Origin of the sequence: Streptomyces parvulus, assembly GCF_014648855.1 — a bacterium.
In the GTDB taxonomy this organism is placed as follows: domain Bacteria; phylum Actinomycetota; class Actinomycetes; order Streptomycetales; family Streptomycetaceae; genus Streptomyces; species Streptomyces parvulus.
In genome coordinates, this window is record NZ_BMRX01000033.1 from 1 (window position 1) to 11,900 (window position 11,900).

At 69.3% G+C, this 11,900-nt stretch carries 13 protein-coding genes; 5 read left to right on the top strand and 8 right to left on the bottom strand.

The genetic code is table 11. The features are described from left to right. Positions 1-356 precede the first annotated feature (356 nt). On the bottom strand, positions 357-1,055 hold the full coding sequence (locus IE108_RS34285) for a response regulator (RefSeq protein WP_064732341.1): 699 nt from the start codon (positions 1,053-1,055) through the stop codon (positions 357-359). Positions 1,056-1,072: 17 nt separating this feature from the next. Further along, the gene (locus IE108_RS34290) at positions 1,073-2,266 is read right to left on the bottom strand and encodes a sensor histidine kinase (RefSeq protein ID WP_229852743.1); all 1,194 of its coding nucleotides are present in this window, start codon (positions 2,264-2,266) and stop codon (positions 1,073-1,075) included. Between the two features lie 408 nt (positions 2,267-2,674). On the opposite strand from IE108_RS34290, the gene IE108_RS34295 reads away from it, so the two are divergent. Continuing rightward, a complete protein-coding gene (locus tag IE108_RS34295) occupies positions 2,675-4,036 on the top strand; it encodes an epoxide hydrolase family protein (RefSeq protein ID WP_064732343.1) in 1,362 nt (453 codons plus the stop codon). A 41-nt stretch (positions 4,037-4,077) separates the two neighbouring features. Here IE108_RS34295 and IE108_RS34300 read toward each other — a convergent pair whose 3' ends face one another. Further along, positions 4,078-4,776: an SDR family oxidoreductase gene (locus IE108_RS34300; protein WP_064732344.1), complete on the bottom strand. Its 699-nt coding sequence runs from the start codon at positions 4,774-4,776 to the stop codon at positions 4,078-4,080. Between the two features lie 319 nt (positions 4,777-5,095). Here IE108_RS34300 and IE108_RS34305 point away from each other — a divergent pair, with 319 nt between their 5' ends. Further along, positions 5,096-5,584: a winged helix-turn-helix transcriptional regulator gene (locus IE108_RS34305; protein WP_064732521.1), complete on the top strand. Its 489-nt coding sequence runs from the start codon at positions 5,096-5,098 to the stop codon at positions 5,582-5,584. Between the two features lie 15 nt (positions 5,585-5,599). Further along, positions 5,600-5,794 (top strand): acyl-CoA thioesterase family protein, encoded by a 195-nt coding sequence (locus tag IE108_RS34310; RefSeq protein WP_373297096.1) that lies wholly within the window; start codon positions 5,600-5,602, stop codon positions 5,792-5,794. Between the two features lie 47 nt (positions 5,795-5,841). Here IE108_RS34310 and IE108_RS34315 read toward each other — a convergent pair whose 3' ends face one another. From IE108_RS34315 to IE108_RS34335, 5 genes are read right to left on the bottom strand one after another with little or no spacing between them, the layout of a single operon-like run. Next, on the bottom strand, positions 5,842-6,486 hold the full coding sequence (locus tag IE108_RS34315; RefSeq protein ID WP_064732345.1) for a cysteine hydrolase family protein: 645 nt from the start codon (positions 6,484-6,486) through the stop codon (positions 5,842-5,844). Positions 6,487-6,516: 30 nt separating this feature from the next. After that, on the bottom strand, positions 6,517-7,041 hold the full coding sequence (locus IE108_RS34320) for a lipocalin-like domain-containing protein (RefSeq protein WP_064732346.1): 525 nt from the start codon (positions 7,039-7,041) through the stop codon (positions 6,517-6,519). Further along, positions 7,038-9,245 carry a xanthine dehydrogenase family protein molybdopterin-binding subunit gene (locus IE108_RS34325; RefSeq protein ID WP_064732347.1) on the bottom strand — a complete coding sequence of 736 codons (2,208 nt, stop codon included), beginning with the start codon at positions 9,243-9,245 and terminating at the stop codon, positions 7,038-7,040. The genes IE108_RS34320 and IE108_RS34325 overlap by 4 nt, the downstream gene beginning before the upstream one ends. Beyond that, complete coding sequence (locus IE108_RS34330; RefSeq protein ID WP_229852745.1) at positions 9,242-10,234, bottom strand: FAD binding domain-containing protein; 993 nt, start codon at positions 10,232-10,234, stop codon at positions 9,242-9,244. The genes IE108_RS34325 and IE108_RS34330 overlap by 4 nt, the downstream gene beginning before the upstream one ends. Next, entirely contained in the window at positions 10,218-10,733 is a 516-nt protein-coding gene (locus IE108_RS34335; RefSeq protein ID WP_064732348.1) for a (2Fe-2S)-binding protein, read from the bottom strand. The genes IE108_RS34330 and IE108_RS34335 overlap by 17 nt, the downstream gene beginning before the upstream one ends. Positions 10,734-11,051: 318 nt before the next feature. Between IE108_RS34335 and IE108_RS34340 the strand changes: the two genes are divergently transcribed. Further along, positions 11,052-11,708 carry a mycothiol-dependent nitroreductase Rv2466c family protein gene (locus tag IE108_RS34340; protein WP_064732349.1) on the top strand — a complete coding sequence of 219 codons (657 nt, stop codon included), beginning with the start codon at positions 11,052-11,054 and terminating at the stop codon, positions 11,706-11,708. A 79-nt stretch (positions 11,709-11,787) separates the two neighbouring features. Beyond that, on the top strand, positions 11,788-11,900 hold a 113-nt coding region (locus tag IE108_RS34345; protein WP_189397771.1), incomplete at its 3' end, for an NAD(P)-binding domain-containing protein.

Sequence of the window (11,900 nt, forward strand, 5' to 3'; positions counted from 1 at the left end):
GACGGGCAGCACCACGACTTCGAGCTTCAGATCCATCTTCGTTTCCCTTTCGTGGACGGAGGAGTGCTCCGGAACACGCCACCGGTGCATGGCTGTTCGCCGCACAGGTGTCGCCACCGGCGGCGGAGGTGATGACATCGGCTTGCGACCGGCTCCCCCTTCCCGAGGGGACTGCTCCGAGCGCGCGGGCGGATGACCACCCGTGTGAGCCTAGGCGGTCTACGGTCCCTCGCCTGTCATGCGCGCTGCGCAAGGGGTGGCCTTGAGCCGAATGCCGTAGGTGGCGGACTCCTGGAGACCGACGGCAGGGGAAACGACTTTGGGTGTCCGCCGGCCGGGGGCCAACCCTTCGGGCGCTACCGCAGTCCGCCGCGGTAGACCAGGAGCGCGATCTGCACGCGGTTGTTGAGGCCCAGTTTGCTCAGGATGTGGGACACGTGCGCCTTGACCGTGGGAACGCTCATGTAGAGAGCGGCGGCGATCTGCGCGTTGGTCTTCCCCTCACCCACGGCGACGGCCACTTCACGCTCCCGGACGCCGAGCCGGCCCAGCAGCTGCCTGGCGTGCTCCTCTCCTTCCGGATCGGTCGGCGGCGTTCCGACGCCGGTGCGGGACGTACCCTCTGGGGCCGCCTCGGGCGAGGTCACGGTGGCGATGAGCTGGTGGAGGGCGTCGGGCGAAAGTACCGCTTCGCCGTCGGCCGCCCTGCGCAAGGCGGCCACGATGTCCTCGGGCTGGGTGTGCTTTAGCAGGAATCCCGTCGCACCGGCCTGCAGGGCGCGCAGCACGTAGCTGTCGGTGGTGAAGGTGGTGAGCATGATGATCTCGGGGGCGTCCGGGCGGGCCCGCAGCAGGCGTGCGGCCTCGATGCCGTCCATGGTGGGCATGCGGATGTCCATGAGGACCAGGTCGGGAGCGTGCTCGTCGACGAGAGCGGGTACCTCCTGGCCGTCGGACGCCTCGGCCACCACAAGGATGTCCTCCGCGGCTCCCAGCATCATCCGCAGCCCGGCGCGCACCAGGGCGTCGTCGTCGGCGAGAAGTACGCGGATCACAGCGCTCTCCGGGGGGTTCACGCGTCCCACGGCAGCCGGGCCCGCACCGCATGCCTGCCCGCGTCCACGCCATGCGTGAGCTGCCCGCCGGCCAGGGCCGCGCGCTCCGTCAGTCCGATGAGACCCAGACCCGCCCCCTTGGGAGCGCCCTGAGCCCGGGTTCGGCCGAGGGCGTTGACGATCTCCAGGGTGAGTCCCTCGCCGGGCGCCCCGGTCAGCGCGACCCGTACCCCCTCGCCGGGGGCGTGCTTCCGCGCGTTGGTCAGGGCTTCCTGGACGATGCGGTAGACGGTGCGGCTGGTGAAGTCGTCGAGCTGTTCCGCCCTCGTGAGCCGCACGTCCGCCTCGATGTCCATGCCCGCCCCTCGGTTCTCCGCGATGAGGTGCCCCAGATCTCCGAGGGTGGGCTGCGGGGGTTCGGCACGATCGGTGGCGTCGGCAGTGAGCGGTGTGCGCAGAACGCCGAGGACCTGACGCAGATCCTCCAACGCCCGGCGTGCGCTGACGGCGACCACCTCGGCTGCCTCTTGGATCTGCTCGGCCGGTGCGTGGGGGTGGAACTTCAGCGCTCCGGCGTGCACGCTCAGGAGGGAGAGACGGTGGGCGAGGACGTCGTGCATCTCACGGGCGATGGCCTCCCGTTCGCGGTGCCGGGCCGTTGCCGCGTTCCACTCGGATTCCCGTTCGGCCCGCAGCGCGCGCTCGCGCAGTGTGCGTACGAAGAGGCCCCAGCCCACCGACCCGAGCACCACCAGGGTGCCGCTCACCGCCGCGGCCATATGCGGTGAGTCGAACGTCCTTCTCACCGCGAGGCACAGCGGAATCGGCAGGAGGCTCGCCGCGGTTGTCCAGCGTGTCGTCGCGGTGTCGCACCGGGAAGCGACGGTGAAGAGGGCGATCGCCGCCGCGGGAGCAACGGGCAGGACGGTGCACAGTGCGATCAGGATCACCGCGACCGTCGTGGGCCGGCTGTGCCGCCACCACAGCAGCCAGCAGGAGAGGAGGACGGACAGCACCGGCACGCTGAGGGACAGGCTCATCGCCCCGGGCGCGGGGTTGACCCCTCTGCTGGTGAGCAGCTGCGGGTACAACCGCAGGTCGGCGCGGTCCGCGTACAGAGCGCTGATCGCCGTCGCCGCCGCCGAGGCGCCGATCACCGCCACGTCTCGCAGGACGGCTCGGTCGTGCCGGTGCGGAGTTTTGTAGTGCACGACTAGGCAACCTACGTCGGACCGCTGCACCGGATCCAGTCATTCCGCGTTGCTCCGGTTGCATCTATACCAAGGTATAGGGGGCGTCCTCCGGCATGGGGGCTGCCCTCGCTTGTAGCCACGCCTCACATGATGTATTTGTTTAGTCAAGCAAAGAGCATCGCCGTTCCACTTAGTCACCGTCTTGACCGGTGACTAAGTGGATGCAATGATCGCAATGCCGGATCGACCCCTCAGGAGCACGGTGATCCCCGCGCGCCGTTCGTAGGCCTCGGCTCGATGGGCCCCGGTCTGCGTTGCTTCCCCCAGTCAGGCAGCCGTTCGCCCGTCCCGGTGCGAACCGAGCGCCCGGCCCAGTTCCCCCATCGCTCGCACACCGCGTGTCACGAGCGGGAAAAGGAGTTCCCGATGAGTACGACCGAAGGCCTCGGCCGCCACACCGGCCGGCGTCGCTTCCTCGGCATCGCGGCGGGCGCCGTCGCCGCCACGCAGATCGGGCTGGCCGGGCAGGCCCACGCGGCGGCAGGAACCGGCTCCGGTGGTGCCTCATCACACCCGGCGAAGCCCGTTCCCGGGGTCCGCCCGTTTCGGATCAAGGTTCCGCAGCGAGACATCAACGAACTCCGACGTCGGGTGAGGGAAACCCGCTGGCCCGACAAGGAGACGGTCGGCGACCGGTCCCAAGGCGCCCAACTGGCCCGGCTGCGCCCGCTCGTCGAGTACTGGGGCAGCGGCTACAACTGGCGCAAGGTCGAGGCCGAACTGAACGCGCTGCCGCAGTTCATCACCGAGATCGACGGACTGGACATCCAGTTCGCGCACATCCGGTCGCCGCACGCGAACGCCCTGCCGCTGCTGATGACGCACGGCTGGCCCGGCTCGATCATCGAGCTCCTGAAGGTCATCGGCCCGTTGACCGACCCGACGGCGCACGGAGGGCGGGCGGAGGACGCCTTCCACCTCGTCCTTCCCACACTGCCCGGCTACGGCTTCTCGGGAAAGCCGACCACCGCGGGGTGGAACCCGGACCGGGTGGCGGGCGCGTTCCACGACCTCATGCTCCGTCTCGGCTACGAGCGATATGTCTCCCAGGGAGGCGACTGGGGCGCCATCATCTCGGAACTGCTGGCGGTTCGACGTCCGGAGGGACTCCTGGGCATCCACGTCAACATGCCCGGAACGGTCCCGCAGGGCGTGCTCCGGCACCTCCGCAACTTCGACCCGGCGCCTTCCAGCCTCTCGGAGCGCGAGAAGGCCGCCTACGACCGGCTGCTGCACTTCTACCGCGACGGCTTCGGTTACGCCGCGATGATGAACCAGAGTGCGCAGACCATCGGATACGCCCTCGCCGACTCACCTGTCGCGATGGCGGCGTACTACTACGACAAGTTCGCGGAATGGACCGATTCCGGTGGCAGGCCGGAAAAGGTCCTGACCTACGACGAGATGCTCGACGCCATCTCGCTCTACTGGTTCACCAACACCGGTGCCTCCTCGTCGCGGTTGTACTGGGAGGGTGCGCAAGCGGGCGGCGGCCCCTTCGACGCCTTCGACATCCCCACCCTGCCCGTCGCGGTCACGGTCTTCCCGGGTGAGATCTACCGCGCGCCCCGCAGCTGGGGCGAGAAGGCCTTCGGCAACCTCGTGCACTGGAACGAGGCCGACAAGGGCGGCCACTTCGCGGCATGGGAGCAGCCGGACCTGCTGGCACGGGAGATTCGAGCGGCGTTCAGGACACTGCGTCAGGGCGGTCGCGCCTCGGCTCCCTGATCCGGCATTCACTCGGCCGGGTAGGAGGGAGCGAAGGCGTCTCAGAATTCCGACGGCCTACTGACGGGCGCCGACAGAGCCGCCTTCGCGGCTCGCGTCTGTTCGTCGGCCAGGACTTCCAGCCGGTCGTGCTTCATGGCGTCCATGGTCAGGTCGGCCACCAGCTCAGGACTGATCTTCGGGGCGTCGGTCCAGGCGCTGAGCTCGGTGTCCACGAATCCCGTGTGCACTCCGACCACCAGGGTGCCCTGGGCATGCAATCCCTTGCGAAGAGCGTCCGTCAGTGACCACTGCGCGGCCTTGGAGGCCGCGTAGCCGGGGAACTGGGGCTGGCCCACCCAGGAGGCCAGCGACAGCATGTTGACCACTGCGCCCCCTCCCTTGCGGGCCAGAACGGGAGCGAAGGCCCTGGCGACCGCCCAGGTGCCGAAGTAGTTGACGTCCATGGCCTGACGGGCGCCGTCGAAGGAGCCGGTCAGGAGCTGGGTACCGGGCCCCCCGACGCCCGCGTTGTTGATCACGACGGAGACGTCGTCCGCGATCTCCGCGGCTGCGGCCACGCTGTCCGGATCGGTGACGTCCAGGCGCAGCGGCACGGCGTCCGGGTCCGTCACGGCGTCCGGGTTCCGTGCCGCCGCGTACACCTTATCGGCCCCCTGGTCCAGCAGGGCCCGGACGAAGGCACGCCCGATGCCGCGATTGGCTCCCGTCACGATGGCGACTGATCCCCTGATCTCCATGATTTGTCCCCTTGGAACATGTCCGTGCCGGACGTGTGCTCGACATATGTTGGTGGCGGCGCGCTGGGAACGGGCCCGGCCGGGCGCGTTCGTTCGCCAACTCGGGCGTGGGCGCTCGGTTCGAGTGGCGCCTTTGCATCGCGAGAGATACGTGTGACCTCTGCGTGGCTGCTTTGCGCCAGGCTAACACCTGGATTGATATTCACAAGTCAGCGGTGACCGGCACCTCAATTTCAAAATGCAAGCCAAGTGGTAGGCTCGCGGAAAGCTGTGGTGAGGGGGGAGGCGTGGCTGGCCCCGCACGACCGGGAGGTGGGTGTTGGCTGCCAGGCAGCACTGGTCCGGACAGGACGAGGACGAGCCGGAGTGCTCCGTCGAGCGCAGCCTGCAGGTCCTCGGCGAGCGCTGGTCGTTCCTCGTACTGCGCGAGATCTTTGCCGGGAGGCATCGCTTCGCCGAGATCGAGGCATCCTTGGGCATTGCCTCCAACCTGCTCAGTGCTCGTCTCAAGTCTCTGGTGGCGGCGGACGTTCTCTGCACACGGACTTACCGGGAGCCGGGCAGCAGACCGCGGCAGAGCTACCACCTGACCGAATCCGGCCGGGAACTGAGGGTGGTGCTCCTGGCGCTGCAGCAGTGGGGCGACCGCCACCGCGCGCGGCCTTCCGGCCCCTCGGTCCTGCGACGGACGCGTGGGGACGGCCGTCGTGTCCACGTCGGCTTCGTCGACGACGACGGTCGAGCGGTTCCGCAGACCGAACTCCTCATGCTTCCCGGACCGTCGTCGACCACGATCTGCCCGTCCTGACGCGGTGAGTACGCGGTGCACCTCTGGACGCAGAAGGTCGGAACCACCTCGGTCACCGCCGGCTTCAGGGTGTGCTCCGCCGACGGTGCCACTACATACGCGCACGGCGCGCGGACCGCGGTGCGCCTCGACGACACCACGCTGAGGCCGGCACCCTGGTCCGCCGAAGTCCGCGCCCTCGCCGAGTCGATCGCCCTGCCTCCGGCGTGAGCTCTGCCGCACGCCGCACGCCGCACGCTTCCGGGGCCGTCGGACCGCTACCGCCCGCCCGGTTCCTGACGCGTACTCTTCAGCGCCGGCAGCAGTTCCTCGGTCGTCGTGATGCTGTGGGCGAAGGTGGGTCCGTTGAGTTCGTGCGCCGAGTGCATCATCTCGGGCTTGAACGCGGCGGTGGCGTCACGGACGAGGGTGACGTGATAGCCGAGCTCCATGGCGTAGCGACCGGTGGACTCGATGCAAGAGTTGGCCAGCAGGCCGATGATGACGACGTGTGTGATGCCGTGCTGCTTGAGCTGGAAGTCCAGATCGGTGTTGGCGAAACCGCTCTGTGCCCAGTGCTCCTTGATGACCACGTCGTTCTCGGCGGGCTGGAAATCGGGGTGGAACTCACCACCCCACGTCCCCCGCGCGAAGGAGTGACGGTGGCGGACGGCCTCCTGGGTCGGGTTGGGGTAGGCCCAGTCGTCGTAGTCACCCTCCTGCCAGCGGCGGTGGGGGACGAAGAGGAGCTGGAATCCGCCCTCCCGGCCGGCGGCGACGATGGCGCGCAGGTGGTTCAGCAGGTCGACCTCGCGCGCCACATGCTCCAGGGCCGGCCACAGCTTGCCGCCTTCGGAGAGGAAGTCGTTGTACGGGTCGACCAGGCAGATGCCCGTGCGGGCCCGTTCGTATTCTTCAGTCATGGCAGCCTGCCAGGTAGGGATACGAGGACATCACATCGGCGGATCGCGCGGTGCGTCGTCGTCCGCCGGAGAAGAGGGGTTCGCCTGCGCCCGGTGCCACGTGAGCACGCCAGTGCGCGTACGGCCCCAGATGCGCGCCGGTTCGGTCAGCGCCAGTTCCAGGGTTTCTCCCGCCATGCGGGCCACACGCAGCTGGGCATGGCCCGTCCAGTTCGGGAAGAGACTCAGGGCGACTTGGTGAACCACCGTGCGATCGTCGCGAACGTGGAACGGACCGGCGTACGCCAGGTACTGACGGGCAGCGCCGGCCAGTTCATCCGGTCGGCCCGCTTCCAGGCGGCTCCCGTCGAACCGGGGCCGGTCCGGGGCCGTGATCTGGGCGGACATGTAGCCGTCGGGCGTGTACACGAGCAGCCCCAGGGGGCGCTCCCCGAACGGGTGGACGACCTCTCCGTCGTCGACGGCGACGGCCTCGTAGGAGGCCAGCCGCCAGGCCCCGACGAGAGCGGCCCGCAGTCGTGCCGCCGTCGTCTCTTCCTCCGTTTTTCCGTTCACAGCAGCATGTCCAGGGTGATGGGCAGGGAGCGGATGCGGCGGCCCGTGGCGTGGTACACGGCGTTGGCGATCGCCGGAGCAATGCCGACCAATCCGATCTCTCCGATGCCCTTGGTGCCGATGGGGTTGGCCGGGTCGGGCACGCCCACGAAGGCAACCTGCATGTCGGGGACGTCGGCGTTGACCGGAACGATGTAATCCCCGAGCGTGGCGTTGGCGACGCGGCCCGTCCCGGCGTCACTCACGGCCTCCTCCAGCAGACCCATGCCGATGCCGCCGACCGTCCCGCCGATGATCTGGCTCTCCGCCATCTTCTCGTTGAGGATGCGGCCTCCGTCGATGACGGAGACGGCCCGGGCCACGCGCAGCCGCCCCAGGTCCGGATCCACCTGGACCTCCACGTACTTCGCCCCGAACGCACCCGCGGGGGCCATCCCCAGCTCCTGCGGCTTGGCCGGTGTGCTCTCTCCGGTGGCCGTCAGTTCAGAAAGTCCGCCGCGGCCGAGTATCCCGGCATAGGATTCCCACCTCGTCGGATCGCCACGGCGGCGCAGGCCACCCTCACCGACCTCGACGTCCTCCGGGGAACACCCGTACAACGGGGAGTCGGGGTCCTCGGCCACGAGCGCCAGGACGTCACCGACCAGGCGCCGGCACGCCTCGTGGACTGCACTGCCCACCGAGCTGGTCAGGCCCGATCCGCCGGTCTGCGGAGCCGCGGGCATGGACGAGTCGCCGAGTCCGAAGGTGACGCGTTCGACGTCGAGGCCCAGCAACTCCGCCGAGAGCTGCACGAAGACCGTGTACGCCCCGTTCCCGATCTCGGTCCCGGCGCTGCACACGTATGCGGTGCCGTCCTGGCGCACCGTCGCACGTGCCGCACAGCGTGCCCGGAACCACGGATAGCCGACCGCGGCCAGACCGTACCCGACGAGCATGTCGCCGTCGCGCATCGACCGGGCTTCCGGTGTGCGCCGGGACCAGCCGAAGAGCTCCGCGCCATGCAGGAGGCACTCGCGCATCGCACGACTGGACCAGGGGAGTCCGAGCTGCGGATGCGTGGTGGCGTCGTTGCGCAGCCGAAGTTCCAAGGGGTCCATGCCGAGTTCGACGGCCAGCTCGTCGACGGCGCACTCGAGCGCGTAGTTGCCCGTGGCCGCACCGGGCCCGCGCATGGAGTTCGGCACGGGGATGTTCAGACGGGCCTGCTGGTCACGGGTGGACGCGTTGGGGCACGCGTAGGCCGCGGCCGACACGGTGGCCGTGGGCTCGAAGTTGTCGTCGTCCATCGCCGTGGCGGTGAGGGCCTCGTGATCGATGGCCGTCAGCATGCCGTCGCTCGTCGCACCGAGCAGAAGCCGCTGTTTTCCCTTGGGCCGGTGTCCGCAGGCGGTGAACATCTGAGGACGGGTGAGGACCAGCTTGACGGGTCGGCCCGTGGTCCTGGAGGCCAGTGCCGTCAGGACGACGTGCGGCCAGACGCGCAGGCCCGCCCCGAATCCGCCTCCGACATACGGTGCCGAGATGTTGACGGCCTCCAGGGGCAGGTCGAAGGCCGCGGCGACCGAGGTGTGTTCGAGGGTGGCCCACTGCGTCGAGTTGTTGATCAACAGGACCCCGTCCTCCCATCGGGCGACGGTGGTGAGCGGTCCCATGGGGTTGTTCGTGTTGTCACGGGTGAGGTAGGTACGGTCCACCACGATGTCGGCGGCGGCCAGGCCCTGTGCCACGTCACCCCGCTGCGCGTCCCGCCCCCAGGGGTTGGTCCTGCGCTCCGCGCGCGGATCGTCCAGGTCGAGGATGGCCTCCTCGTGGGTGTAGGACACGTGGACCAGGGTGGCGGCCTCCGTGGCCTCCTCGAACGTCTGCGCGACGACCACGGCCACGTGCTGGCCGTAGTGGTGGATCACGTCGTCCTGCAGTGGGGCCGGCGGTGAGACGCCCAACGGTGTCACCGGAGCGCGTCGCAGCGGCCCGGCGTTCAGGTGCGTGAGGACCGAGATCACGCCCGGGGCGCTCTCGGCCGCCGAGGCGTCGATGCCGGAGATCCGTCCCGCGCCGATCGTGCTGCCCACGGCGACGGCGTGCAGCATTCCGGGGTAGGAGAGGTCGTTGGGATACGGTGCCCGGCCGGCCACCTTCAGCGGTCCCTCGACGCGGTCGCGTGCGGCACCGAGCAACTGGGGCCCCGATAGCGTCGTCATGAGCTCACTCCCGTGACGGACCGCAGCGACCGCATGAGCGTTCGCTGGGCCAGTTCCACCTTGAAGGCGTTCTGCGGGCGGGGGTCGGCGCCCGCCACCGCGGCGTGTGCGGCGGTCCGGAACAGCGCGACGCTCGCCTCCGCCCCGGTCAGCACGGCCTCGGCCTCGACGGCACGCCAGGGGACGGTCGCGACTCCACCGAGGGCCACCCGGGCCGCTTCGATCCTGGTGCCCCGCATGGTGACGGCCACGGCCGCGGAGGCCAGCGCGAACTCGTAGCTCGCGCGGTCGCGCACCTTCAGATAGTGCGAGCGCGCCTCCGGCGGGAGGAGGGGCACTTCGATCGCGGTGATCAGTTCACCCGGGCGGAGGTCGTTCTCCACCGAGGGGTCCTCGCCCGGTACGCGGTAGAAGCCGGTGAGCGGGACGGCCCGGCTCCCCTCGGCACCGATCACGTGGACGGTCGCGTCGAGGGAGATCAGAGTCACCGCCAGGTCGGAGGCGTGGGTCGCGATGCACGAAGGGCTCGTTCCCAGCACGGCACTCGTGCGGTGCGCGCCCGTGATCGCGCCGCAGCCCGAACCGGGCGCCCTCTTGTTGCAGGTCGCGACCGTCCGGTCGCGGAAGTACCGGCAGCGGGTGCGTTGCAGCAGGTTGCCGCCGATCGTGGCCATGTTGCGCAGTTGTACGGAGGCACTGCGCAGCAGCGCCTCCCGGACGAACGGCAGCCTGCGGCCCACCACGGAGTCGGCGGCGAGTTCCTCCATCGTCGTCAGCGAGCCGACGACCAGCCTGTCCTCGTGATGTTCGATGCCCCCCAGCGGCAGGCGGGTGATGTCGATCAGACGGCTGGGCCGCAGGACCCCGTCCTTCATCAGGTCGAGTTGGGTGGTTCCGCCGGCGAGATAGGCGGCGGAACCGACGGCCCCTGCTTCGCCGATCGCCTCGGCGACAGCGCCGGCGCGCACGTACTCAAAGGGCTGCACCACGATCACCAGCTACCTGTTGGATGGCGGAAACGATGTTCTGGTAGGCGCCGCAGCGGCAGATGTTTCCGCTCATGTACTCGCGGATCTCGTCGGCGGAGCCGGCCCTTCCCTCGTTCAGCAGAGCGAGGGCGGACATGATCTGTCCCGGTGTGCAGTATCCGCACTGGAACCCGTCGTGCTGAAGGAAGGCGGACTGCAGGGGATGCGGCGACGCACCGTCGCCGACTCCCTCGATCGTCGTCACCCGCCGGTCCTGGCACTGAGCGGCGAGGGTGAGACACGAGAGGACACGTTTGCCGTCGACGTGCACCGTGCAGGCGCCGCAGGCGCCCTGGTCGCAACCCTTCTTGGTACCGGTCAGACCCAGCCTGTCCCGCAGCACGTCGAGGAGTGTCGCTCGTGTGTCGACCCGCACGGCGTATTCCTCGCCGTTGACGCGCAGCGTGAACTCGGCCTGCGAAACTTGCTGGTCAGTGGGGGAACTCACCCCGAATGCCATGGCGCTTCCGCCCTTCGTGTTCCCGCGGTCCTGCTGGTGTCGGCGAGGTGACCGGGCCTCCCGGGTGCACCCCGGCTCGCCCGGCGCCGAGGAGCGGGATAGCGTTTTGACCCGATACGCCGTAATTCGACCAGATTACGAGCCGGGGACGACTCCGGCATCCGGGGGAAGTGTCCGTCACTCTCCCCGTCATGTCGGCCGGTGCGGGCCAAAATTAGCTGACCGGTCATCTATAAGCTAGTGTGGGAACGACCCCAGCCGACCGGCCCAGCGGCGTGGAACCGACCGTCCGGGCTGCAGCAGCCCTTGGAGCTATCCGTGAACACAGCCGCAACCGCCCCCGCGTCTCCCGGCGCCGTCGAGTTCTGGTTCGATCCCGTGTGTCCGTGGACCTGGCTGACCTCGCGTTGGATGCTGGAAGTGGCCGAGGTCCGGTCGGTGCGGGTGTCCTGGAACGTCATGAGCCTGTCCGTCCTGAACGAGAACCGCATGGACGAGCTGCCGGAGCGCATCCGCGTGCTGATGGGCGAGGCGTGGGCGCCGGTGAGGGTACTGACCGCGGCGGGCCTGAGGCACGGGCCCGAGGCGCTCGAACCCCTGTACACGGCTCTGGGGACCCGTTACCACGTGCAGCAGCGGCCCAAGGACAGAGAGACGCTCGAGGCCGCGCTGATCGAGGTGGGCCTGCCGGTGGACCTCGCCGACGCGGGCGACGGGGACCGGTACGACGAAGACCTGCGGGCTTCCCATCGCAGGGGCGTCACCCTGGTCGGCGAGGACGTCGGCAGCCCGATCATCGCCGTCCCCGGGCCCGATACGGCCGCGGATCCGGTTGCCTTCTTCGGACCCGTGGTGAGCCCCGCGCCCAAGGGCGAGGATGCGGCCCGCCTGTGGGACGGGGTACTCGCCGCCGCGACCACACCGGGCTTCTACGAGATCAAGCGCACTCGTGCCGACAGTCCCGACTTTCGGTGACCGGCCGCGCCTGTCGGGGGCCGCACGCGGCCGCACCACGGGGACGGCCCGTCACATCATCGCCTGAGGAGTCACATTCATGAGCAGTACAGCGCAGATCGGCGTCACGGGTCTCGCGGTCATGGGCCGCAATCTCGCCCGCAACTTCGCCCGCAACGGCTACACGGTCGCGTTGCACAACCGCACGGCGTC